Here is a 25,604-nt window from a genome sequence, read left to right on the forward strand (position 1 = left end):
ATATAATTTTTAATTAGTATAGATATTTTATCTCTAAAGATTAATCCTAATAACTACAAACTTAATTTAAAAGTATCAAACTTTAACCCGGAAATTTTAAGAAGATTTACAAATCGTAAACTTTAACCCAAAAAGTTGAAACTCAAAAAATTTTTATTTTTTCCCCATAACAGTATATAATATTAATATGTTTTTTTTCAAATTTTTTTCTAAACCCAAGCCTGCTAAGAAAAAAAATTATCACAAAATCACTCCGGACGAATTCATTCTAATTAGTGAGCATCTTATCAATTCTTATAGCATTACTCACCAATTGCTTGGAATTATTATGGCTTCTGGAATTCCATTAACTCATATAAAACATCAAAACTCCCTACAATTTCAAATCTGATATACTTTCTTATACGTTGAACAGCGGTTTACAAATTCAAACATATTCTCTAATTTGCTCTAATAAAATTTCTAGATGTATTGAAAATCTAGATAAAAATAGGCTGCTATCTATTGGTGCAGATAAAATTAATTATGTAGCAAAAAATATTTTTGATTTTAGAATTACTACTAAACAACTAAAAATTATTCATTCTTTGATTGCTAGGTCAAAAGAAACACTACATGAAATCAAATATAACTCTCATTCACAAAACTTCTTTCTAGTTAAAACACCCTGTATTTTAAATCTGTACCAAAAACTCAATTACATTGAATCATTTGCACCTCTAAAGATCAATCAAAATAATCTAAATTATTATCGAAACAGCTCTAATGAGCTTACATCTACTATTACAAATTTAATTTCAAATTTTTTTAATGAGAGTGAGAATGGGTATTTCAAAAATTTGCATAATCTACCGCTATACATCAATTCTAATCTAAAAAATCTAGGAATCTACAAAAATACTAGTAAATTGCAAAAACGTATTATATCTAAAATTTTTTTTCTTTATTAAAGTAAAAAATTCTCTACAATTTCTATTTTAAATAGCTGTTAATTAATGACGTAATGAAAGGAGTTAGAACAGATATAACAGTGGGCACAACTACTACTGCAATCATAACTATTCTGTTGCTGACTTTAAGCTTTTCAAAAAGAACTTTGTTATTGGCTTCCAGCTTTGTTTCCAGCTTTGTTTCTAGCATTTGCCCCAAATTAAACATATCTTTTTGTAAATTCTTTTCTACGTTATCAATCTTAGTAGTAAGTTCACTTTTAACGGTATCTATCTTGGTATCTAAATTGTCTATTTTTAGATTTAAATTCTTTTCTGCGTTATCAATCTTAGTAACAAGATTGTCAAACTTTATACCAAATTGCTTTTCTAAATTTTCTAAATCTCTATATGTTAACTCATTGTGATAATATCTTTTAGATAAATCTTGTGCTATTAGTTGTTCCATACCTAATCGTAGGAACTCTTTATATATTTGTTCTTCAGTAATATTTGTTGTCACCACCGCACGATTTCATAATTTACACCTACTAATTACATTGTAGCACAAATCACAGCCAAATAACAGCGTATTTTTACGCTACAACGATATTGTAATTTACATTTGATGCCAAAATCCAAATTAAATATTATTACTTTTAATTAAAAAGAATTTTTTAAATAAATTATTTATTATGATATTATTTAAATATTCAAAATAATATGCTATATTATATTGTATAATATTTTGTGTTTTGAACAAGGAGAATATTTATGAAATATAACATCATAGCAAGCTTATTTATTTTGCTGTTTTTGGCTTGCAATCCAGATTTTAACATCAATCAAAAAGATATGAAGCATCAATTTAGTAATGAAGAAGAAAGCCCAAATAAAGAAGAGGACTCTAATAAAGAAGAAAGCCCCGATCAAAGAATAAAAACCACGCTGCTTAATAATTTAAGAAATTTAATAGAACAAGCTCATGCGGATGACGAAAAATATAAAAAAAAAGTACAAGAAGAACCTGCGGATCAATATGGAATGTTGGATTCTTTCAGGCTCTTGTATTGGAAAGCATCCAATGGAAATAAGATGAGGGCATCCGAGGATCTAGATGTGTCTAAAAGATTTAGAAAACGTATTTATAGTGCCTTAAATGCCATTGATGACAATGAATTAAAAAACTTTTCAAAAATGATGAGAGAATCAAAACAATTGCTATTAATATTTGATAAACTTAAATTCCTTGGAATTACTATTGAAGATACAATTCATAGCTTATATTCTAAAAAAAACAATCTAGAAAAGCTGGGGATTCCAAATTTAAAGAAGGTTAAAAATTTGTTTGAACAGTTTTTATATACAACACAAATAGCCTCAAAAATGGCATATCAACTTTTACTAGATTATCAGAATGATGAAAATATAAAAACAGATATAAATAAGCTTGAATCTCACGTACAAACAATTTGCGAACAAATGGACGAAAAAATTAAAGAAGCATACTACATGGAAACAGAGATATCTTCAATAATATATGAATAGCCTTTAAGCTATGTAGTGAATTGCTATTTCTATAATCTTTGTAAAATAGCTTCTTATTTCATCCCATGATAGCTTTTTAGGTTCTAAAAGAACAGTCATCCACTAGAGCATGGTCACAAGCTTTACTTAAGGATATATCTTAGGTTTTTTTGAATTCTCTCTTTTTCTTTGGCTAAAGCATCCTCTGCTAATTTTTGGGTAGACGCTATTGAGATATTTTTTTTTACGATATTTTTAGTTTTCATCATAGCATTCTACATTTTTGTAAAAAAAATCATTATAATATTTCAAAAAAAACAAATTTATCCATCCCTAAATCCCCAGAAATTGCGCTAATATTCTATTATCAAAACTTAATTATTATGAGGTAATATTAATATGAAAAAAATTTTCACATTAATATTAATTTTTAGTTTAACAATGCAAATCTTTACACAAGAGAAACTTGAAAAAACGTTGAATATATTTCAAACGTAGTGAGATATGAACGTGAAAAAGCAACCGTGACAGTACCACTCATTTTGAATGTCATTTTGACTTTAGGGATAGGATCTTTTGTTCAAGGAGATTATATTGGTGGTGGTGCACTACTTGGCTCTCAATTATTTGGGGGAGTACTTATGATAGCTGGATTAATTACCGGACATACTGGAAACGATACAGCATTAATAACCGGAAGAGTATTATACGGAATAGGAGGGCTCACAGTTATAGCATCCTACATTACTGGAATCATTCTTCCATTTACATTTGCTAATAGATACAACACAGACTTTAAAAAAAGACTCGGCATTGCACTTGCGGGGTTTGAACCCAATCTTGATATTGGAATAAACGGATTCCAACTATCGTTTAAAAAATCCTATTGAAAATAACAAGACAATAACCTTTGCAATCTAATAAAATTGATTAGAATAAAAGTTTCCTTGATAAAGGCTAAAATCAATATACTATATATTATAAATTATTTTTTTACAATAGGAGCTTTAAGAAATTTTTATGAAGAAATTATCAATTTTAATTATATTATTGGTTTTTTCATGTAACTTAAATCAAGATATTTCATCAAGCATATCAAGTATTAAAGAAGAAATACCAAAATTTCAAACAGATGAGTCTCAAACAGATAGATATTCAAGCTACAATAGATATTCAAGCTATAACAAATATTCATTTTATTACAGACGAACTCCAAGAATTACCAAATATAGGTATAGTCATCGCTATAATTGATTTTAATAAAAACATGATGTTTAATTTATAATTAAAGCAAGCCTACAATTAAAAATAAAGATAGGTGTATCTTCGATTGTAAGCTTGCTAGAGGTCAATGACATTATATATTCATTTAGAATGAATATCACCTATTTTATAATAAAATTAGAAAATCTGCAAATATAAAAAATCTATATCTGCAGATTTTTCAAAATGATAAATATTAATCAACAAGAAATACATTATAACTCACCTAAACGTAATTCCAAATTTTTTTTAATTTCATTAAACTTTTCATAAATCAATATTGAATAATCATCAAAATTATTGCTATTTAACACATATATTAATTTAAAAAAATTTAAATCACTAATACTTAAATAGAACATGAAAACTTCATTTTCAAACACATTATTACCTAAATTCACTTTAATTTTACGAAATAGATTAATTAATTCTTTAGAATATTTAGACCCTAAATTACAAAAAAACTCATTAAAAATATTTTTACTTTTATGTGGCGACAATATATTTTTTATCTCTAGATCATTTTCTAAATCTGAAATTGACTTGTAAAAATTATATACAGTTCTCTTCATATCTCTTAAAACACATATTTCAATAGCATTTAATTTTAAATACTTAAATACATTTTCCACCATATAGTAAAAATACTGCATTATATTAAATAATAATAAATTAGCTAATTTCGAATTTATTAATGGTAAATGGATTTACTTGAACTAACTTTTATAATTCTGTCGTTTATTGAATATCCTAGTTCTTTATTTTCTACTATTTCTACAACAACTTGATTATATGTTTTTCCCGAATTTATAAGTTCTTTATAAAGATTTTGAGCATATACTTTTAAAGTATCAAATATTACAATATTTTTTTTGTCCCATAAAAACCTGAAAAAATAAGATTTAAAGGTATCTTTTGTAATAAGTACTTTTGTATGCAGATTTAAATATTTTTTTATGCTATTGCCTTGTTTAAATAGGTATATAGGTATTTGTAGACTATGTTGCCCCTTACAACTATAAGATATTTTTTTTAAATCTATTTCTATTTCTTTTGCATAATTTACTGTATATTTCTTGCCTAGCACTTTTTCTATCATCTCTTTTGTTATTGCACCGGGCCTTAATATTATTACATTATCCTTTAAATCAAAATCAATAATGGTTGACTCAATGCCAATATTAAATTCTTTATTTTTTTTTGGCATTATTATCCTCCCTACAAGTCCATTTAATTCTTTTAAGGCTAAATTAAAACTTGTTGAACTAGGCCTTTTGGATAAATTTGCTGATGATACTACAAGGGGGTTTTTCAATTTTTTAATTAAATTTAAGGTGGTTTTATTTTTTGGTATTCTTATTGCCACTGTATCTAAGTTATTATTAATGAATTTAGGTATTTTTATTGATTTTTTAAGAACATAAGTTAAAGGGCCCGGACTAAACTTTTCCATTAAAATCTTAGCACTTTTAGGAACATATCTGGATAATTCTTTTATTTTTTCTATTGTATCAATAGAAAGCATTAAGGGCTCATTAATGGATTTTTTTTAACTAAATTTATCATTCTTACGGCATACTCATCATAAATATTGGCCCCTATAGCGTTACTCACCAATTGCTTAGAATTATTATGGCTTCCGGAATTCCATTAACTCATATAAAAAATCAAAACATCAAAACTCCTTACAATTTCAAATCTGATATACTTTCTTATACGTTGAACAGCGGTTTACAAATTCAAACATATTCTCTAATTTGCTCTAATAAAATTTCTAGATGTATTGAAAATTTAGATAAAAATAGGCTGCTATCTATTGGTGCAGATAAAATTAATTATGTAGCAAAAAATATTTTTGATTTTAGAATTACTACTAAACAACTAAGAATTATTCATTCTTTGATTGCTAGGTCAAAAGAAACACTACATAAAATCAGATATAACTCTCATTCACAAAACTTCTTTTTAGTTAAAACACCTTGTATATTAAATACATCACAAAAACTCAATTACATTAAATCATTTGCACCTCTAAAGCTCAATCAAAATAATCTAAATTATTATCTAAACAGTTCTACTGGAACCAAACTTACAATTATTAATCTTATTTCGAATTTTTTCACTGAAAAGGAATCTTGCAAAAATTTGCATAATCTAAAATTATACATTAATGCTAAATTAAGAAAATTAGGCATTTACAAAAATACTTGCAAATTACAAAAGCAAATTATATCTAAAATCTTTTTAATTAATTGAGGTAATTAATTCTTTGAAATTTCTATTTGAAATAGTTGCCAATTAATAGCATGATTAAGGACGCCAAAATAGATAGAACAATGGTCGAAACTACTGATGCAATAACAATTGACACTCTGTTTTTCACGCTAAGCTTTTCCAAAAGGACTTTGTTATTGTCTTCCAGTTTTTCCAAAAGAACTTTGTTATTGTCTTCCAGCTTTAGCTTCTAGCCTTTGTTCCAAATTAAACATATCTTTTTGTAAATTCTTTTCTAAGTTATCAATCTTAGTAGTAAGTTCACTTTTAATAGTATCAATCTTAGCAGTAAGTTCACTTTTAATAGTATCAATCTTAGCAGCAAGTTCATTTTTAACAGTATCAATCTTAGTAAAAATACTCAATGAGATTGAATTGATTTAAACTAAGCTAAGGGAATTTAGCAAAGATAAATTAGGTAATAATAAATATAAAAATTCTTATATTTATTTAAAAATTTAAAAAAACGATCTGGGTTTTTAAAAAAGACATTAAAACTAGATTGCCGGATAGACATACTCAAAAGATTTTTTGTGTCGAATCAAATAATTTAGAATAATTAAGTTTATAATAAATTTTAGTTCAAAAATTTACTCCCAATATCCAAATCCGCAGACATTTTTTAGTATGTATTCTATGATAACTTTTTGAGATTTTAGAGAATGATTTGAAGTGGTTTTGACAGTTTTTAACAGGAAGGCGTTAGCTCCAATTAAAAAATTAAAACGGCAACTTTGTCAATAGTCGAGAATCCCTTTTTATGATTGAATTTTTTGAGTATTTCGTTAAGATTTTTGAAAATAAAATTGACAATCAGTTTAGACATGGCAAATACCTTTAGTTCTTCTAAAAGAATATTCATATTGAAATTAGAAAATTTTAATAAAAATTGAGACATGGATCTTTGAGCATGAATCCTAACTTGTGACATAAAAATTTTTTAAAGTCAATTTTAGATCAATTTCATTCATGGTATTGATAATATTTAATAATATTGTTTTTACATTTTAAAATGTATTCTTTTTGTAAAAGTTTTGACAATATTTAAAATGATATTCATTTTAGTTTTATTTAACTCTATCTATATAGCTAATGCTATTTTTAAAGCAACAATATATCTTCCCCTTACCATATTATTTTTGTTATGTGTTACTAATAATTATCTAAAATTAAAATTTCTTTATTCATAATTATTCGGAAACACAAAACAAATAAAATAAATCAAACTTTTATTTATGTAAAAATTAATAAATGATAGTATAGCGATTCTTACCCGATATTTCAATTAAACATATTGTCTTTATTGATACCTAATTTAAATGCCAACTTCTCCGAAATGGAGAGAAATTGAGAAACTATAAAAAACATAAAACTTATGCCCTACAATATACACCATATAAATACATATGTCTCATTTTGATGTTTCTTTATTAATGAATCAACCCCTATATTTATTTTATGAGAATGATAGAAGGACATTCTTTTTACAAAGTTTCTGAATCTCAAAAATCCTTTAAACAGGCTTAATTATAAAATCACAAAAAGCCATTAAAATACAAACTAGAGGCTTTTGCATGTTATATTAAAATAGGAAATATAGTGATGATTTTATAAGATTTCTTAAAATATTTAACACTTAGCTTAGTCTTGTTTAAAAAAACAAAAAATATAAAATAGAAATAAAAAAGAAATTCAAGAAAAAATGCTTAAATTTAGAGAATTAATAAAAAAAGGATAAATATATTATTTATATAATGGATGCAATTTAAAAAACACCTATCTCCTAATTCCAAAACCAAAAAACTTTCTCCTTTATACTACAGAAATAAAATTTTTAACAACAATCAGTTTTATTATTTCGGCCCTTTTTCTCAAATTTTTATTACCCTGAAAAGATAACAATAAAACGAATAATCTAGAAGAAATAACCAATTTATTAAAAACTTTAAAATTTTTCTTAAAAAATTATATTCAGCTAGCCTAAATATCATTTGCTTTTCAGCATGAAAAGCCTCCTCTTGAATACTAGAATTAAAAACACACTATTTTTAAAATTTTCAATTTAAATTAAAGATTGTATTTTGGCAAAAAATTTTCTATATCTATTTTATATTCTCTATCTTGATTAGAAATTAAAATAATCTTTAATCGTTTTAATTTTTTGATTTTCTTAAAAAACCCTTTAGAAATAGTAACACTCAAGGTATTTTTTACTACAAAAGGAAATTCTAAATGAAAAAACTTTTCATTTATATTCGGATCACCAATGTTAAAATCTTTTAATTGCTGCCATTTCTCACTTGGCAAATTATTTTCATGCTTTGAAACTTTAGCATCTTCAAATCCTTCAAAAATTACACTTTTAAAACCTAAAATTTTGTTGTCGTGCACTTTAAAATCAAACTTATAAACAGTAGATAACGCTCTATAAGCATCTGCACGATAACCTGTCGCTTTCATCATCTTTTTATGCTCAAGCTCAGGAATTATAAGCTGTGATTTTATAAAAACCAATTCTTTCAAATTACTATCTTTGAAAAGATGTGTATAGGTTTCATCGATAACAACATTATCTTCAAACTTTTCAACAATTTTATTATAAATAATATTGTTTTCTTTTTGTTCGTAAAAAAAGAAAACTAAAAAAATACAAATTGATAATAACCCAAAAAATAATATTTTCCTCATTAATAATCTATCCTATTTATGAAAAATCATATCAAATGCACTATAAAAATGTGCACTATTTTCCCTGCTTGCCTTAAAAGAATACTTTTTTTTCTTATTATTTATCTCATCAAAACATTCAACATATACATCAATTCCATTTTCTTCTGCCAACTTTCTTATTTTATTCATTTTTTCACTGTGCTCAAAGAACCTCATATCAAAATTAAAATAATTAATCCCGTCAATAAAGCGAGAGCTAGCATTGATTGAATGACCTATCACAGAAACCCCATTAATATACACCTTTTTAAATACAATCTCTGTGCTATTTTTAATTTGTATCTTAAGATCTAAATCTATGTATCCTTCGTGCTGGTGTCTTAAAACAAAGGATCCAAATTTAGTTTTTAATTTAAGAATCAGCCTGAAATCATATCTATTACTATCATTTAAAATAACAACTTCTTCAGATGCTTCACTAGAAAAAATAAAACTGTTGGAAATTAATAAAAAAGAAATTAATATTATTATTTTCATACCTTTTATTATTATACTATTCTAAAGAAGAAATAAATAGGAAAAAAATTTTTATTTCTCTTTTGTTAACTATTATTTCTAGGTCAAAGATTATAGAAATAGCTTATTGCTTTATCCAATGATAACTTACGGGGTCTTTTTTTAAGATTCTTTTGTGATTTTATTATTAGTAGCATGAAATCACATAGGGCTTAACCATAAATACTCTTAAAGCAAGAATACTTATCTTAAGCCCTATAAATAGACATCGACCAAAGTTAAGGATGCTTATAGTTAATAGCACCACTTACCAACATTATAAGCTATGTATGGTGTTAAAATCAATACATTGTGCTTAAATAATATACATATTCATTTGTAAATTATCTTTTAAAGAATTTAATTCACTTTACTGATTGTTTTTCTAACAATTTTTAATTAAAGTCAATATTTTACAAAGTATTTAACTTCAGGTATTTGATAAAAATAGTGAAGTTAAATACTTTGTTTTTTAAAAACTAAAATTCTACATTCTGCACACAAAATTATCTATACTAAATTTTAATTATATTTTTTACATTCCTTATATTCTTTCATAATCTCATTAAGCAATTCTTCTTTATCTTTAAGTAATTTTTCTAACAAAAAACTAGTAAATCTTGCTTTTGATTTGTAATATATGTATGCATTTTCTGTTTTAAGCTGAAATCTTAATGGCCTGATAAAATTTCGATTGGATTTTTTGACCTTCCCCCCTTCTTTATCCTTTAAAAAAAATAAAGAATTTTGTATACCGTTTTCGATTATGTATTTTTCCTGAACCAGCCCTTCTTCTATTGCATTTGCCATTCTTAAATATTCATAAGCCTGACTTTTTGCTATTTTGTAATTCCTAGTAAACATTTCAAAATTTTGATAGCCATCTAATTTATAGTATTCTTTATCTTTAATCTCTTTTAAGATCTTCATTGTTTCTATTTTATTGTGAATTTCTTTTTGGAAGTTGATTATTAGCCTTTCTTTTAAAAATAGAAATCGTTCCATTTTATCTTCATCACAATTAATTTCAATTTGCTTTTGATTTTTGCCAGTATTAATACGATCCTTTATTTTTATATTCATATGTTTTAATTTTACACTCATTTCATTTCCTTATATATTATGAAATTAAAAATTTTTTTGACAAATGAAAAAATTTTTCAAGTGTAACTTCATATTCTTTTATATAATCTTTATTTAAATCGAAAGTATCGTTCTCTGCTATCCTTTTGTTCAAATCTTCACGTTCATGAATAACGCCTAAAAAATTATCATCTCTGCTTATTAATTCCGATAAGTGCTTATAAGTATTGTTTTTCTTAAAATTAGTTACCATTGGGAAAATCGGTATTTTCAATTTTAATCTTTTTAGAGCAAATTCTAATAATTGCATGCTTTCTACCGACCATTTTTGAGCAGTCATTGGAATTATTATATATTTGCTTACAACTAGCACGTTTGTTAAAATAATTCCTAAACTAGGACTAGTATCTATTATTATGTAGTCGTATTTATGTTTTAATAGTTTTAAACTATCTTTTAATCTTGTTTCTTTAAATGGGATGTTATCGTCATAAAAAAGGTATAAATATATATAACTGGGCAATATGTATAAATTATTGTTTAATCTAAAGGTGGAAGAATTTATGTTTTTTTTATCTGCCAATACTTCGTAAATGTTTTGTTTTGAAATATCTACCCCTTGTTCTTCCAATAGATCTGAAAAATAGCTAGTAGTTGATGCTTGTGGATCGGCGTCAATTAGAAGAACTTTATATTTTTTAGACAAGAGTGTTGAGAAAATAATAGCACTTGTACTTTTGCCAACACCGCCTTTAATTGAGCAAATGGCAATTATTTTAGTGTTTTCTCTATCCATTTATTTACAATTCCTCCATCCGGCAATTCTTTACAATAAAATTCATACACTTTTTTCTCTAATCTATTTAACATATCAATAAATGTTTGAAAATATCTTTTATTAATTTTTTCTTTTTTGATTAACCTAGCAAGACTTCTTAAATAACAAAAAACACTTCCTTTTTTAAATTTAAATTCTATATAATATACTTTGGAAAATGTATATGATTTTAAAGTATCATTGATTTTGTATTTTACAATAATATTTTTTATAGGTTTTCTGTATCCATAGAAAATTCCTATAAATTTGTCATTTTCTTTTGTAGAGAATAAATTGAGTCCTTCTAATTTTCCTTGATTGAATAATTCTCTAAAAAGAATTAAAAATTTGTTTTTTTTATATCTGTTTATTTCAAATTTGTATAGATCCATTAACATTTTAGTATGATACATTGCTCTTTCATTGACAATTTCTTTTTTGATGAAAATTTCTGGCTTCCTGCTTTTTTTTATTATTTCTTTTTTTTTGTTTTTAAGCTTTTCTAGTACACTTTTCATTTTAAACTCTTAATTTATATAGCTATTTTTATAAATATTTTGTGATTCATTTTGTAATTCTATTAGTTTAATAATTTCATTATAGTATTGATTATTAAATATTTTTTTGTATTCAAGTTTATTTTGTTTGTTTAAGTATTCTTTAATTTTTGACTTTAAATTTATTGTGTTGGTTTTGCTATGTAATTGATCTAAAAGTATGTTATACATGTTTGTTTTCATATTGTCTTTATGTTTTTGGGATTCGGTTTTATTAGTATCATCCTTTATCTTTTTTATAATTTGATCGAAATCTTTATATTTATTGCTTTCTAATATGAAATGGGGTTTATTCTTATATTTTTGATATGTGTTTTGTATTTGGATTTCTATCTTTTTTTTGTCGTAACCTTCTTTTATTAAATTTTTTTGGGCTTTTCTTAATATTAAAATTAAATCTCTTTTTTTGTTTTGCAGTGTCTTTTGTAAATTGCATTTGTTTTCTTTTTTAAGATAATATTTTTCCTTGATTATAAATTTAAAAAGCTTTATGGTTGTTTCTTTTTTTAAGTTAAGATTAATAATAAAAGAGGAAATCTCATTATCGAGATTACATTTCTTTGCATATTTTTTTAGTTTAAGTTTATTAATCTTTTTTTTTCTTTGGGTTTCTCTTTCTTCTTTTTTATATTTATTATTAAAACACTCCCCATTTTTTACATTGTCCTTTTTATCGTAATTTATTTTAATGTATGCATTAACACGCCTTTTAAATCTTTCTGTTTTTTTATTCTTGAAGTGTTGGTTTAGTAGATTGTAGCAGTCTTTTTTCGAATGCCTAAGAGCATAGTAGATTTCAGTACCCATATTAATGCCCAGATGTCTATAGTAGTTAATAGTAATATTTAGCTTTTCTAGTTTATAGAAGTAGTTTCGAAGCGTTTTGATTGAAACTTCTTTTTGCCCGTTGCGTCTTAAGTTGCTGTTAAAACAATAAAGAATGTCTGATTGGTTGTATTTTTTTTTGTTTTTATTAATATACTCAAGTGTTGCAATTAAAGCAATTAGTTTGTGTTGATATTTACTTTGTATTTGTAGGGATTTGTTAACCTTCACTTCTGCCTCCTCAACTTCGGATGGTTTTTGTACACTCTTACATAATAAAGCAATTTTTCAGATAAGTAAAGTTTATCACTAAAAAATAAAAATAAAAATTTTTTATATTGTGAGTCGGTTTAAACTGGTGTTATTAGAATTGAATTCTTAAAAGATTTTATTGTAGTCATAGAATGTACATTGGGTATTAGAGAATTATGTCGGCGGCGTTGTTTTTAACATTTTGAGATGGATATTTTTATATGATACATGGGGGAAGTATTTAAGTTTTTTACCATTCTTCTATTACATTTAAATAGGATATTCGAAGTGGTATTATGCAAAGGATAAGTAGTATTAAGTTGACTTGTGGTAATTGCAGAGCTTTATATGATAGAGGTATGAATGTAACCATGAATCTTAAAATTATTCTTACTAAGAAATAAAAACCAAGGAAAAGGCTGCTTTAATTTAATATAAAGGCTATTCTTTAGTGGATCAACTTTTCTTATATAGTCTAAAAAGCTATCATAGAATGATAGCTTTAATGATAAATAGTAGTTTTTTAATTAAATACTGTTGAATGATTTTATATATTAAGCTTACTTTGGCTGTCGAAGATGTCTTTGGAGAAGCAAGTCGATACATTAAGCTTTTTAAGTTCCTGAATTATTAATTCAGGAGCAGGCGTTATGCTTTTTGTAGCATCTGTTATTAGATAAACTCGAAATCCCAAGGTAACCGCATCAAGTATTGTTTCTTTTACACAAAAATCCAATGCTAGTCCCGCTATAAATAATGTATTGATTGAATTGTTTTTCAGATAAAGCTTAAGTCCCGTTTGTTTTTTTTTAATGCAATCATCATAAAATCCGCTGTAACTATCGTAATATTGATTAGTGCCTTTGAAAAAAACTTTTTTTATTTTTTTTGTATTAAGATCATTAGGAAACTCTGATCCCCAAGTATTTTTTACGCAGTGCTCAGGCCAAATACCCCCATTTTTATTATTAGAAAAGCTTACATGATTTTTACAATGCCAATCTTTGGTGGCAACAATGTTTTTGAAATAATTTTGAAGTTGGTTGATCAAAGAAATTATTTCATTGCTATTAGATACTGGTAAAGTGCCCGATTCTAAAAAATCATTTTGTATATCTATTAAAATAAGTGCACTATTTTCTGTTATTTTAAAAATAAAATCCTCCTTGGGAGATGTTTAATAGCAGAATATGCTTCTGCTATATTAGGTAATATCCCTTGATATAATTTTTGTAAATAATTATTTATTTGGGATCAATATGGTAATTAGTTTTTCCTTAAAACCATCCAAATTAAAACACAAAACCCATCTTTAGTTTTGGTTTTAGTTTTATTATATTGAGATCTGCATTACAACCACTCATAGAAAAAACAAGTATTCTAGTAATTGTGCTTTATTTCATAAATACTTTCCCTAAATATAATAATATTACAATAATGTATTATAACAATATTAATTATAGTATAATATCGAGAATTGTTTACCATATTGTGTGGTGTTAAAGGTTGAAAGATCTTATGTATGCTTTTTGTTTTTTCAGTAAAATTAATTTATGATATGCCTTATATAGGGAGGATTTAAACATTATTAAAAATGTTTAATTTAAATTGATGTATTTTTATCATTGGCAATATAAGTTTTAACAAAAAAAGTAAAATTTAATAGTTATAATAAAGCCCTAATAGCAAGGTATTTGCCAATCTAGCCAAGTGAAACTATTAAAAGATTTATAAAGTTAAAATAAAAGCATAATAAAAAAGGTTTCTTAAAAGGCAATCAATAAATATAATAAGTTTTTTAAAAATTTTTTGGGGGTTGACTTAAAAACCCAAAATTGCAAGAATACACGTGTTGCTTAATGTGTGATATTTGCAATTATTTGCCCGGGCTTATTGAAAGAGATAGTAAAAAAAATATATGTATACATATATTTTTAATAAAAGTGATTTATAAAAATAAAAAACAAAAAAGAGAAAGCGAAAGAAAAAATGAATTAATAAAATTAAACTAAAAAAATATGCAAAAAAATGTAATTTCGATAATGAAAACACTTATTTGAATTAATAAGCAGAGATGATGATTTTTTAGGCGTTATTCATGAACGTGAAGACTTGAACAAAAGGATAGTAGAGAACGATACTTTCGATTTAAATAAAGATTATATAAAAGAATATGAAATTACGCTTGAAAAATTTTTCCAGTTATCGGAAAAATTTTTAACCTCATGATAAGTAAGGAGATAGAATGAGTGTAAAATTTAAATATATGAATATAAAAAATAAAGGATCTTATCAATACTAACAAAAATCAAAAGCAAATTGAAATTAATTGTGATGAAGATAAAATGGAACGATTTCTATTTTTAAAAGAAAGGCTAATAATAAACTTTTAAAAAGAAATTCACAATAAAATAGAAACAATGAAGATCTTAAAAGAGATTAAAGATAAAGAATACTGTAAATTAGATGGCTATCAAAACTTTGAAATGTTTACTAAGAATTATAAAATAGCAAAAAGTTAGGCTCATGAATATTTAAGAATGGCAAATGCAATAGAAGAAGGGCTAGCTTGGGAGAAAGATATAATCGAAAAGGGCATATAAAATTCTTTATTTTTTTTAAAGGATAAAGAAGGGGGGAAGGTCAAAAAATCCAATCGAAATTTTATCAGGCCATTAAGATTTTAGCTTAAAACAGAAAATGCATACATATATTACAAATCAAAAGCAAGATTTACTAGTTTTTTGTTAGAAAAATTACTTAAAGATAAAGAAGAATTGCTTAATGAGATTATGAAAGAATATAAGGAGTGTAAAAAATATAATTAAAATTTAGTATAGATAATTTTGTGTTAAGAATATGAGCCTATGTGATCTATAAAACATCTTATTCAGATAAGGTATTTAATAAAAATAGGGAATTTCTTTATTTATAAAGTAGTTATTTAAAGCATAAAATATCAAAAAAATCGGGATAGTAAAATAAAAAGTAAATCATGCATTGATTTTAACACCAACAAGATTCATTTTCCAAATGATATAAAAGTTTTTATAAATGAGCTTTTAGATTCTTCTTCAAAAGAAGGATATTATAAAGAGGCAAAAGAAACTTTTCAAAATGTTTTTTTATATATTGGATAGTAATTAAAAATGGTTTAATCTGCTCAATAATTTATATGAGATAATAAGGTATATTAAGGATATGTATATTAATAAAAAAATTAGAAATACCGCAATTATTGATAATTTATCGAATTTAGATACTAATATAGATAAAAATTAATAATTTACAAAGATTTAAAAGAACAATTAAAAATGAATTTAGAAAAAGAAATTGATAGTAAAATTCAAAGAATGAAAATTCTATATGAAATTTAAACAAAATATCTTTATAAATATGATGGCTTCAACTAAAAATAACAAAGAATACTCCACCTATAATTTCTATGAAATTTAGGTGGAGATGAATTTGCTAATAAATAGATTTATTTTGATTTTGATTATACTTTTTGATGATATCAATAGAGGCTCTCCTCCAGTAGAGATAAGGCAATAACTTCTAGACCAAATAAGGTTTCCAGTAATACTTATCTAAATAAGTAGAATATTTTTTTTATAAGCCTTGAAGATACTGTTTTTAGAGTATTGATGAATTTAGAAGATTGAATTTTGGGGGTAAATTCCAGTAATAAATGAATATGATCTTTATCATGGTTGAATTCATTAAGGGTTATTTCCCATGAATAATATATGTTAAGTATATTTGGTAAAGGGAAGATGAAAGCTTGTCATTTATGCATTTATGCTCATATTTAGTGGCTAATATTAGGCGATAATTAATTGAGTATACGCAGTGGTTATTAAAAGTTAGCTTCTGTAATATATACACTAAGTATAAAATAATAGAATATATGGGTGTTAATAAGGCTTATAAGCAGAGAGTATATCCTAACGATAATCAAAAAAAATATTTTTCAAAAGTATTTGGATGTGTAAGATTTTTGTATAACAAAATGTTAAGCGATAAGAAAGATTATTATGAAAAAATAAACAAAATCTTATTACCTATCCAAGTAAATATAAAGAAGAATTTCCTTTTTTAAAGGAAATTGATAGTTTAGATCTTTGTAATGTCCAACTTGACTTAAACTCTGCATATAATAATTTTTTAGAGAAATTAAAAAGGGAAATAAAACACAAGGATTTCCTAAATATAAAAGTAAGAAAAATAGGCAAACTTTTGGAACTAATAATCAAAAAACTCAATAAGAATAGAAAATGGCTATATAAAGCTACCTGAAATAGGGTTTGTAAAGTTATGTCTACATAGATGCATTAAAGACAATGAGCTTATTAAAAATGTAGTAGTAGAAAAAGATACTGATGATAAATATCATATTTCAATAACAGTTGAGTGCTTAGATACTAAAAATAACAATGAAATTAAAGGTGATAAAAAAGAAATAGTTGGTATTGATATGAGTATGAAACACTTTTTAGTAAGTAGTGGAGGTGAGAAAATCAATCATCCTAAATATTTATTAAAAAATGAAAATAAACTTAAAAAATACCAAAAAAAACTATCAAAAAAGCAAAAAGGTTCTATTAATGGAGATAAATCTAGATTAAGAGTTGCCAAACTGCATAAGAAAATTTCAAATCAAAGAAAAAACTTTTTGCATAAATTATCTTATTACTTTGTATCCAATTATAAAAACATAGTAATAGAAAATTTATCAATTAAAGGTATGCAAAAAGGAATGTTTAGGAAAAGTATTAATGATTTAGGATGGTCTGAGTTTGTAAGACAATTATCATACAAATCAGAGTGGTATGGATCCTCTTTGTATAAAGTAGGTAGATATTTCCCATCAAGTAAACTATGCAGTAGTTGTCACATTAAAAATACGACTCTAAGATTAAGTGATACTAGGTGGACTTGTAGTAGTTGTAACACTTTGCATGATAGAGATATAAATGCAAGTCTAAACCTTAAGGATTATTATTATAAATAAATAAAAACTAAGGCAGGAACTGCCTGAAGTAAAGCTTGTGGACCATGCTCTAGTGGATGATCGTTCTTTTAGAGCCTAAAAAGCTATCATGGTATGAAACAAGAAGCTATTTCTATAATCTTTGATTTAGAAATAGCAATTCACTTTAGGTTTTATTGGGTTTTCAGTGAACTACTATTTCTATAATCTTTGATTAGAAATAGTAGTTCAGTATTAAATATGTCCTTTTTTAAAGGATGGGCTTTTGCATAATATCAATTCCAATAACATGGCTTTAAAGGTCGCTTATTGATAATATGTTATTTTTCAGCTTTGTTGCTTGGGAACTTTTTTTTGCAATTTGCTTGTAAAGTTCCGTTAAATGAGATTCAAGCTTAGCAATATCTGTTTCTGTAGAATTTATATAATCTTTATAATCTAATAAAAGCTGTTCTAACATTTTTGAGATATCTGTTTTTATAGATAATAATTTTTCAAACGAATTTTTAAGCTTTTTTAAATCTGAAACAGTCAGTTCATCTATAGTGTCTTTTTTAGGATATAAGTGATTAATCACTGTATCAAAAGCGCTTCCAAAGTTGTAAAAGGTGCCAAATAGGAGGGTTTTTTGTTTTGATTGAATTAAAATCTTTGAAAGATCCGCAAATTTATTGGTATTAATAGAATTTAAAGTAGCATAAGTGAATTTTCTATAGTTTTTAGATCTCTTGGTATTATTTGCTACCGTTTCATATGATGCCACCCAATAAATTTCTTTGAAAATTGATATTCCATATTGGTTTGAAGGTTCTTCTTCTAATTTTTTTTCATATTTTTTTCTATCTGCATTAGCTGTTTCTATTAAATTTTTTAAATCATCAAGTAGCGTGTTGTTTGTTTGTTTATTAGGGATTTTTTCTGTTTTTAATCCTTTTTTAGAATTATTTTGATTGGTGTTAGAATCTGGATTGCAAGCATTTAAAAATAGAAAAATAAATATACTTACGATTATATGGTATTTCATAGATATTCTCCTTAACCATAATATAATGCATTAATAATATAATTAAATAATTAGTATAAATTATTGAAATAATAATAAGAATATTTTTATTATTAGATATTTTATAATATTTTTAATGTTATTAATCTAGTAATTATTGCTACAGCAAATTGTTTTATTAAGAGAAATGGCTAAAGATGGTCTATTGTTAGCAGTGTAGGAGAGAATGACACGGTTAAAATTGCTGTTGAAATTGGAGTCACTAAAACTTTGGTAGTATTAACAAATATAAAAAAATTATCAGAAGAATTTAAAAAAAATTTGAAAAATTAGAGTCAAAGGCACAAGAAATACATAAAAATAAAACTAGAAGAAAATCTATAAACTCGTATAATTTCAAAAAACCTTAGAGACATAAAAATACAAAAATTGCATAAATTTATATTTATTAATTTTAAATTAAAAATAACAAAGAATTCTCTATCTATACATAGTGAGTTTAAATTGTAATTTACAATTGCTGTAATAAAATTCTTATTGAGAAAGGAATAGTAAATATCCTAATTAATTGGGATACTCCTCTTTTTTGATAAAATAATTTGGCTTAAATTTACAAGTAAAAGAACAATGATTGCCCTACTTCTAGATTTTTCAGTAATACTATAAAAGTAAACTCCGTTATTTTATATAAAATCAACATTAAAAAATAAACATTTATCGCAATAAGTTGGCAAAATTGCTATAAATGCTTTTAGAAAATATTAAAGTTATAAAACTATCTGCCGAAAAATCGATTTATCTTGATAAATATAAAGCAATTTTTTTAAAAAAATCTATATAAATTTTAGGCCTATTGTAGCGTGATAATAGACCTAATTAATTAACAAAAGTTATACTAATTCACTAATAAATTAGCATAAGCATATTGCTTTAAAATATTTTAAAAAAGGAAATTTTATAATAAAAAAAAATCAAAACAAAAAAAATTTAAATATTTTTTAAAGTATTAAGGTGTTTAATAGTTCAATAAACAACATTTTAATAGAATAATATATTTTTATATGAATTATAACAACTTTAGTTTTTATCATTTATCAATAAAAAGTTTTAATTTGTCTTTTGACAAATTTGGATACTTATCAAATATTAATTTAATAGTATTATTAAATGTCTTTAGATTTAAAATGATTTCGTAGATTATATCTTTATTAGTTTATTTGTCTTTTATAGTAAGATATGCAGGCATATAGCTACATTTATGTTTTTTGTAAAAGAATTGAAAATAATCTGCTAAAGAATTGTCAAAAACTCCAAAATTATATGAAAAAATGTATTGAAGTTCTTTTGAAGTTTCTTTTAAATTGATTTTGGGAAAACCAGTTCGATTTTGTTCAAAATCGATATTTGACTCTTCATAATTTAGTTTTAAACTTTTTATTTCGTATTTTTTTTCAAACTCTTTAGTTGATTCAAATGCTATTATCTTAGCTATGGGCACTTCTTGCCCGAATATTTTATAGTTGTTATCATTAATACCATAATTAAAGTTAAACAATGAATAAGTTTTGAATTGAATAGGGGAAAAAATATAAGAGTACTTGAGTTCTCTAAGATCTTCAATTAGATTGTTATTTTTGTTTTTTAAAGCCATTAAGTCGTCGGATTTTGCCCATGTAACATAACCGAACGCAAGTGGTTCAAACACCTCTCCTTCTTTTATTTTATTTGGTTCGGGCTCTTCAAGAGAAAGGCAAATATTTTTATTACTCTCTTTAATGGTGTCTTTATTATATTTTGTAATATTCTCCTTTTCAATTTTTTTAAAGTCAAAACTAGGGTTTTTAATTTTGTTGATTTTTTTAGATTTTGGTGGAGTCAAAAAACACGAATAAAATAATGGTATATATAAAAATATATTCAAAATACGTATGTCTTTTTTCATGAAGTTTCTCCATTAACTTGATTAAAGTTAAAAATTTGTGAAATATTTTTTTATTATATCTCAAAAAGAATTAAACAAAAGACAAGAAATTCTGTGGATTAACGTCAATGACCCGGTATCTTTTTAGAATTTACAGAAATATTATATGTATTATGGGATATAGCATTAATACTTTAAAAAAGTATGCACAAAATTTTTACAAATAACTCGTAAATTCGGAAAAAATATAATCAAACTATTACCGAAATAGTAGAAAATGAAGAACTAGGATATTCAATGAATAATAGAATTATAAAGGTTAGTTCAAATAAATTTCTTATTTTTTTTAAAAAAAATAAATTTTATATGTATTAAAAATGTAATAAGGTAAAGAAAGATTTTAAATTAAATTTAAACGAATATATATATATCGATCAATTTGTAATTTTAAATCAGTGCAATATAATTTTTATATTTATTTTATAAAATTTAATTATCTTTATTTCAAGATAATCAAAAGGACATAAGCATTAAAGTGTGAAGTCTAATCAATTGAAATGCTTATGCCATTGTTTTCTTTTTTTGATTTTAATGCTGTTTATAAATTAAGAGAAATTTTTAAATTCTAAAAAGGACTAGAAACTAGTGAATACAATTCTAAACAATTAGAAACAAATATTGAAATTTTAAAGCCAATTATAAAAGAATATTTGAATAACCAAAAGAAAATACTGAAAGTTTTTAAAAAAAAGAATCTTATATATTAATTATATAAAAATAATAAAAGTTCTAAAAATAAAGTAATTGAAGAAAATTATGTTCTAGAAAACATGTGTTAATAAAGTTTTATCTTTATCAATATTAAGATTAGAAATAATTATCATCAAGAAAAATTTAACAAGTTCAATCAAAAATCGATTTTTAAAATTCTTCTTATATTATGCACATAAATATATACTATTTTTACACGAATTAGTTGGTTGAAAAAATAGTATTTAAATTTTTTTAAAAAATGCTTCATCAATATAACTATATGTTATTTGTTGCTTTTTAAATCAGCTTAACTATAAGCCGGTGATAATTTTTAATAAATCTTCTGCTTTTGGTGATAATGTGTTTGAAAATGAGGTTTTCATATTCAATTTATGTTATACATTGATGATGTGAGATTTTTAATTTTTGGTATTTCTTGGTTTTTATAAATAGGTGTTCCTGATTCATCAAATTTTAGACCATTATGTATTTTTAGATTTTTATCATCAGAATTAAATAAATCAATAACCTTATTGATTTATTCATTTATTGGATCGAGTTTTTTAGTTATTGTTGGTGGAGTTAGTGCACTTTCAAGTCTTTCCATATTTGATTTATAGATTAATATGTAATAATCATACAGTGCATAAACCAAAAAGAATCCTTCACGTGCAGCTCATTCAAATTCATTTTTGGATTCAGAAAATACGTTAATAAGATTCGATATAGACGTAAGTCCGAGTTCAAGATAATTTTTGGGTAGTTTAGGAATTGGTAAAGATATAATAAACCTATAATTAGAAATATAATATTTAAATAGGGTTTTTGATTTTTCTTTAATTGTTTCTGATTCTTGTTTTATATTTTCTTGTTTCTTTTCCGATCTATCTTTAATTTTTTCTAATTTGTGCTCAAATTGTTCTTTATCTTTTTCATTTATTTTATTCGTTAATTCTTGAATTTTTTTTCAGCCTCTTCTAATCTCGAATCTTTAACAACGTTTTGAGCTATTTCTTTTGTATTTAAAAATTCTTCAATTTGTTTTTTTGGCTCTACATTACTTTCATAATTCTTACAGCAACTTGTTAGTGCAAGAATAGCTTAAGCAACAAACATTTTTCTAGTCATAATTATTGCTTTTCAAATTATCTAATCTTTATAAGATTCATATTATTATGTACATAAACATATTGCTATTTTTGTATAAAAAAACATGTATACAGTAAATCATGCAAAAAAATAAAAATAGATTTTTAAAAAATATCTTATAGTTGTAAGGGGCAACATAATCTACAAATACCGTTTTTTTAAATTAAAAATTTTTAATTTAAATTTAAAAATTTTTGTTGTATATTTAGGTATATATTATAAGTACAATTTTTTTTAATGTCTTTTTAAGACTACAAATATATTAAAAAAATTTTGTATATTTGTAGACTTTCTTATATTTTTATTTATCAAAAATTTTATAAAGTATGGGGAAATTTATAATTGAGACTATTAACATATTTTGTATTTGTAATTTAGGATTGTTGTAATAATGTTATTTATTATGAGTAATATACAAGATTTAGGTTTTGTATGTTGCAGTAAAGGGGCAGTTTTTTGTATAAATTTTGTTGTGGAAAATTTTCATTAATTTTTGTATATCCTATAATAGGATATGCCTTCTTTTTATAAATTATTGACTTTATTTTTTTTGCACTGATTTTTTGAAGAGCTGTCCCTCTATATAGTATTTTTAGAATACAATTTTATTATTGTTAATTAGTTAGATTTAGAAATACCTTTTAATTTGTAGAGCAGTCTTTGTTCTTAAAAAAGAAAAAAATATCAAGTGTAATTAATTAAATAGGGGCAAATATTGGCTCTGCAGCTTTATACTAAAAAAACTAATAATAAAAGCAAATTAGATAATAAAAATATTTCTATTAGAAAGGATATGAGAATTATTTAACAAGAATGTATAAGTATAATGCAGCGTAATCCTAAATAGTGGATATTGCAATTTTTAAAGATAGTAAAATTGTATTTATAGCAATATACTTGTACTAGAAGCTATGAATCTCTAAAGATTTTAGCAGGAGAAAAAATATGAAAAAAAGTTTTTTATCAATATACATGTTAATTTCAATAAGTTTATTATCATGTGATGTTAGTAGATTAAATCAGAGAAATATTGATGAGCTTAAAATTTTTGTTGAAAAGGCCAAGTATTATTCTATAAAATTAGACACTATTTATAACGAATGTACAGGAGCATATAATGATATTATGACTTATTCGGAAGTTACAGATTCTGATCAAAGTAAGGTTAAGGTTAATCAAGCTATATCTATACTTAAAAAAGACAATAAAATTGTTAATAAGTTTAAGGAGCTTGAAAAGATTATAGAAGAATACAAACCTATGTTTTTAAGTAAATTAATTGATGATTTTGCTATAAAATTAGACCAAGCTGTAGATAATGTGTCTAATGCCAGACATGCTGCTGATTCTTATAAAAAACTTAGAAAATCTGTTGTATTAGCTTACATTGAGAGTTTCGATGTTATATCTTCTAAGTTTGTTGATAGTAAGTTTGTTGAAGCTTCTAAAAAATTTGTCAATAAAGCTAAAGAGTTTGTAGAGGAAGATGATCTTATAGCTCTTGAGTGTATTGTGAGAACTATTGGAGATATGGTTAATGATAGGGAAATAAATTCAAGAAGCAGGTATGATAATTATTATAAAAAAGAAGCAGATTTTTTAGGTGCTGCTGTAGAACTTGAGGGGGCTTATAAAGCTATTAAGCAAACTTTATTATAGAAATAGCAGTTCACACGAGGTGATAGCATGAAAAAATATTTAACCCAAAAATAACCTTTTTTCTATAAAAGAAAGAATAGGTTTAGATTTTTATTTATATAATTGTAAATGAGAGTTCAACGATGAAAAAAATAACAAGTTTAGTATTTATTATGCTGCTGTTTGTTCTGATTACTTGTAAAAATACAGTATCCGATAAAGTCATAAAAAATAAATTGTTAAATTCAATTGAAACATTGGATTGGGTAAAGAATTTTCCGATGCCTTTATCTCTTCTCCTTTTGGCGGTTCTTTAGGAACAGCTGCAATCGACTTGAAAAAGTCCGAAGTTAGAAATTATTTTGAAACAATATCTAAAGAGTTTAAAAAAATTTAAGAAGGTTTTAAAAAAATATCTTTTGATTTTGCTGAGTATGACAACGCAGTCCACAGTATCAATGACACTGCAAAAGTTTTTGATTGGTATTTGATGGAGTTTGTTAATGATGTGGAAGAGGCTGCTAAAGCGGCAGATATTGACAGCGATTTAGTTGGGCAAGTTGTGGCAGTAAATCTTAAGATAGCCGATTCATCAAGTGTAAAGAGGTTTGCCAATTGGATACAAACCCTTTTAAGGTTTTCTAGTGTTTTTGGTTATGATATTTATAATAAAATGTTCAAGAATATTAATATTGGCGATTCTAATCATCGTAAACATATACAACAAGTTGGTAATGTTACACGTGTTGGCAAGATTTTTTTGAAAAAAGAAAATGGCTCTGATTCTAATTGTTATGATAATAGTAATTATGATAATGTAAGCACAGAGAGTAAAGCAAAAGAGTTAGTTAATTCGGTTAGTGGGGAAGAGATATTGCGTTTAATGCTGCGCAATATTGGTGGAAGTCCAGAACACGCTAAGGGCAAATCTCCTAAATCATCGGAAAACGATCCTATTGAGGCAGCTATTGGCACTAATAATATTAATGAGTCTGGTGCACATAGTAAAATTGTTTTACTTATAATCAGCCGGTAAATATTGCTACGGCAATTGTTTTGAGAGGATTGGCCAAAGATGGCCAGTTTTTTGCTATCAATGGAGAGAATGACACGGTTAAAACCGCAGTTGAAATTGGAGTTACTAAAACTTTGGTAGCATTGACAACTTTATTGAAAGGCTCTGTTGGCGAAATGATTGGACGTTTACTAGATGAAATAAGAAAATCCTCACTTACGTTTAATGTGTTAGTGGAAAATAATGGATACCGATATTAATATCCCATTATGTTTTATTGATAATTTTCAATTAGTTTATAAATAATGCATTCGGATAACTATTTTATTTGTGAAGATAATTTTCTTTAATCTTATCTTTATACTAAGTAATAATAATAT

At 24.7% G+C, this 25,604-nt stretch carries 22 protein-coding genes and 9 pseudogenes; 14 read left to right on the forward strand and 17 right to left on the reverse strand.

Translation table 11 applies throughout. The features are described from left to right. Positions 1 to 187: 187 nt before the first annotated feature. Positions 188 to 950, forward strand: a pseudogene (locus QIA46_RS04850) (hypothetical protein). 22 nt (positions 951 to 972) lie between these two features. Here the strand turns inward: QIA46_RS04850 and bdr are convergent. After that, a complete protein-coding gene (gene bdr, locus QIA46_RS04855; protein WP_418905862.1) occupies positions 973 to 1,455 on the reverse strand; it encodes a Bdr family repetitive protein in 483 nt (160 codons plus the stop codon). A gap of 248 nt (positions 1,456 to 1,703) precedes the next feature. Here bdr and QIA46_RS04860 point away from each other — a divergent pair, with 248 nt between their 5' ends. Next, complete coding sequence (locus QIA46_RS04860) at positions 1,704 to 2,477, forward strand: virulence associated lipoprotein (protein ID WP_418905863.1); 774 nt, start codon at positions 1,704 to 1,706, stop codon at positions 2,475 to 2,477. Between the two features lie 122 nt (positions 2,478 to 2,599). Here the strand turns inward: QIA46_RS04860 and QIA46_RS04865 are convergent, their stop codons facing one another. Next, positions 2,600 to 2,722 (reverse strand): hypothetical protein, encoded by a 123-nt coding sequence (locus QIA46_RS04865; RefSeq protein ID WP_418905864.1) that lies wholly within the window; start codon positions 2,720 to 2,722, stop codon positions 2,600 to 2,602. Between the two features lie 133 nt (positions 2,723 to 2,855). Between QIA46_RS04865 and QIA46_RS04870 the strand changes: the two are divergent. Next, positions 2,856 to 3,346, forward strand: a pseudogene (locus QIA46_RS04870) (P13 family porin). A gap of 130 nt (positions 3,347 to 3,476) precedes the next feature. Beyond that, positions 3,477 to 3,710: a hypothetical protein gene (locus tag QIA46_RS04875; RefSeq protein WP_418905865.1), complete on the forward strand. Its 234-nt coding sequence runs from the start codon at positions 3,477 to 3,479 to the stop codon at positions 3,708 to 3,710. A gap of 224 nt (positions 3,711 to 3,934) precedes the next feature. On the opposite strand, the gene QIA46_RS04880 is transcribed toward QIA46_RS04875, so the two are convergent. Then, entirely contained in the window at positions 3,935 to 4,372 is a 438-nt protein-coding gene (locus QIA46_RS04880) for a P52 family lipoprotein (protein WP_418905866.1), read from the reverse strand. Positions 4,373 to 4,410: 38 nt separating this feature from the next. Further along, positions 4,411 to 5,321: pseudogene (locus QIA46_RS04885) on the reverse strand (L-threonylcarbamoyladenylate synthase); the annotation flags it as partial. Between the two features lie 30 nt (positions 5,322 to 5,351). Here QIA46_RS04885 and QIA46_RS04890 point away from each other — a divergent pair. After that, positions 5,352 to 5,975 (forward strand): hypothetical protein, encoded by a 624-nt coding sequence (locus QIA46_RS04890; protein WP_418905867.1) that lies wholly within the window; start codon positions 5,352 to 5,354, stop codon positions 5,973 to 5,975. 185 nt (positions 5,976 to 6,160) lie between these two features. Here QIA46_RS04890 and QIA46_RS04895 read toward each other — a convergent pair whose 3' ends face one another. The 9 genes from QIA46_RS04895 to QIA46_RS04935 all read right to left on the reverse strand — a co-directional run bounded on the left by QIA46_RS04895 (position 6,161) and on the right by QIA46_RS04935 (position 13,878). Then, positions 6,161 to 6,358: a hypothetical protein gene (locus tag QIA46_RS04895; RefSeq protein ID WP_418905868.1), complete on the reverse strand. Its 198-nt coding sequence runs from the start codon at positions 6,356 to 6,358 to the stop codon at positions 6,161 to 6,163. A 347-nt stretch (positions 6,359 to 6,705) separates the two neighbouring features. Further along, a complete protein-coding gene (locus tag QIA46_RS04900) occupies positions 6,706 to 6,924 on the reverse strand; it encodes a hypothetical protein (protein WP_418905869.1) in 219 nt (72 codons plus the stop codon). A 1,136-nt stretch (positions 6,925 to 8,060) separates the two neighbouring features. Beyond that, on the reverse strand, positions 8,061 to 8,681 hold the full coding sequence (gene bptA, locus QIA46_RS04905) for a virulence-associated protein BptA (protein WP_418905870.1): 621 nt from the start codon (positions 8,679 to 8,681) through the stop codon (positions 8,061 to 8,063). Between the two features lie 12 nt (positions 8,682 to 8,693). Then, positions 8,694 to 9,200 (reverse strand): hypothetical protein, encoded by a 507-nt coding sequence (locus tag QIA46_RS04910; protein ID WP_418905871.1) that lies wholly within the window; start codon positions 9,198 to 9,200, stop codon positions 8,694 to 8,696. A 540-nt stretch (positions 9,201 to 9,740) separates the two neighbouring features. Next, positions 9,741 to 10,322 carry a chromosome replication/partitioning protein gene (locus QIA46_RS04915; RefSeq protein WP_418905872.1) on the reverse strand — a complete coding sequence of 194 codons (582 nt, stop codon included), beginning with the start codon at positions 10,320 to 10,322 and terminating at the stop codon, positions 9,741 to 9,743. A 16-nt stretch (positions 10,323 to 10,338) separates the two neighbouring features. Then, positions 10,339 to 11,097, reverse strand: coding sequence for a ParA family protein (locus QIA46_RS04920; RefSeq protein ID WP_418905873.1), 759 nt, complete (start codon positions 11,095 to 11,097; stop codon positions 10,339 to 10,341). Then, positions 11,073 to 11,636: a DUF226 domain-containing protein gene (locus tag QIA46_RS04925; protein WP_418905874.1), complete on the reverse strand. Its 564-nt coding sequence runs from the start codon at positions 11,634 to 11,636 to the stop codon at positions 11,073 to 11,075. Before QIA46_RS04925 ends, QIA46_RS04920 begins: the two co-directional genes overlap by 25 nt. 9 nt (positions 11,637 to 11,645) lie before the next feature. Continuing rightward, entirely contained in the window at positions 11,646 to 12,731 is a 1,086-nt protein-coding gene (locus tag QIA46_RS04930) for a plasmid maintenance protein (protein ID WP_418905875.1), read from the reverse strand. A 568-nt stretch (positions 12,732 to 13,299) separates the two neighbouring features. Then, entirely contained in the window at positions 13,300 to 13,878 is a 579-nt protein-coding gene (locus QIA46_RS04935; RefSeq protein WP_418905880.1) for an isochorismatase family protein, read from the reverse strand. A 920-nt stretch (positions 13,879 to 14,798) separates the two neighbouring features. Between QIA46_RS04935 and QIA46_RS04940 the strand changes: the two are divergent. The 4 genes and pseudogenes from QIA46_RS04940 to QIA46_RS04950 all read left to right on the forward strand — a co-directional run. Next, positions 14,799 to 14,981: pseudogene (locus QIA46_RS04940) on the forward strand (ParA family protein); the annotation flags it as partial. A gap of 191 nt (positions 14,982 to 15,172) precedes the next feature. After that, positions 15,173 to 15,274, forward strand: coding sequence for a plasmid partition family protein (locus tag QIA46_RS06775; protein WP_472843359.1), 102 nt, complete (start codon positions 15,173 to 15,175; stop codon positions 15,272 to 15,274). A gap of 222 nt (positions 15,275 to 15,496) precedes the next feature. Further along, entirely contained in the window at positions 15,497 to 15,580 is an 84-nt protein-coding gene (locus QIA46_RS06780) for a hypothetical protein (RefSeq protein WP_472843360.1), read from the forward strand. Between the two features lie 373 nt (positions 15,581 to 15,953). After that, positions 15,954 to 16,126: pseudogene (locus tag QIA46_RS04950) on the forward strand (chromosome replication/partitioning protein); the annotation flags it as partial. Positions 16,127 to 16,338: 212 nt separating this feature from the next. Here QIA46_RS04950 and QIA46_RS04955 read toward each other — a convergent pair. Beyond that, on the reverse strand, positions 16,339 to 16,530 hold the full coding sequence (locus QIA46_RS04955; RefSeq protein ID WP_418905881.1) for a transposase: 192 nt from the start codon (positions 16,528 to 16,530) through the stop codon (positions 16,339 to 16,341). Positions 16,531 to 16,662: 132 nt separating this feature from the next. On the opposite strand from QIA46_RS04955, the pseudogene QIA46_RS04960 reads away from it, so the two are divergent. After that, positions 16,663 to 17,766, forward strand: a pseudogene (locus QIA46_RS04960) (RNA-guided endonuclease TnpB family protein). A 274-nt stretch (positions 17,767 to 18,040) separates the two neighbouring features. Here the strand turns inward: QIA46_RS04960 and QIA46_RS04965 are convergent. The 3 genes and pseudogenes from QIA46_RS04965 to QIA46_RS04975 form a co-directional block, all read right to left on the reverse strand. Next, on the reverse strand, positions 18,041 to 18,769 hold the full coding sequence (locus tag QIA46_RS04965; RefSeq protein ID WP_418905876.1) for a virulence associated lipoprotein: 729 nt from the start codon (positions 18,767 to 18,769) through the stop codon (positions 18,041 to 18,043). Between the two features lie 1,066 nt (positions 18,770 to 19,835). Next, positions 19,836 to 20,690 (reverse strand): annotated as a pseudogene (locus QIA46_RS04970) (S2/P23 family protein). 1,117 nt (positions 20,691 to 21,807) lie between these two features. Further along, positions 21,808 to 22,194 (reverse strand): annotated as a pseudogene (locus tag QIA46_RS04975) (BlyB family putative holin accessory protein). A 1,322-nt stretch (positions 22,195 to 23,516) separates the two neighbouring features. Here QIA46_RS04975 and cspZ point away from each other — a divergent pair. The 4 genes and pseudogenes from cspZ to QIA46_RS04995 form a co-directional block, all read left to right on the forward strand. Continuing rightward, complete coding sequence (gene cspZ, locus QIA46_RS04980; RefSeq protein WP_418905877.1) at positions 23,517 to 24,230, forward strand: factor H-binding protein CspZ; 714 nt, start codon at positions 23,517 to 23,519, stop codon at positions 24,228 to 24,230. Positions 24,231 to 24,471: 241 nt separating this feature from the next. Further along, on the forward strand, positions 24,472 to 24,606 hold the full coding sequence (locus tag QIA46_RS04985) for a hypothetical protein (RefSeq protein ID WP_418905878.1): 135 nt from the start codon (positions 24,472 to 24,474) through the stop codon (positions 24,604 to 24,606). Between the two features lie 93 nt (positions 24,607 to 24,699). Continuing rightward, on the forward strand, positions 24,700 to 25,245 hold the full coding sequence (locus QIA46_RS04990) for a hypothetical protein (protein WP_418905879.1): 546 nt from the start codon (positions 24,700 to 24,702) through the stop codon (positions 25,243 to 25,245). A 29-nt stretch (positions 25,246 to 25,274) separates the two neighbouring features. Beyond that, positions 25,275 to 25,346, forward strand: a pseudogene (locus QIA46_RS04995) (hypothetical protein); the annotation flags it as partial. Positions 25,347 to 25,604 lie beyond the last annotated feature (258 nt).

It is taken from the genome of Borreliella carolinensis, from assembly GCF_032595855.2.
GTDB classification, from domain to species: Bacteria; Spirochaetota; Spirochaetia; order Borreliales; family Borreliaceae; genus Borreliella; species Borreliella carolinensis.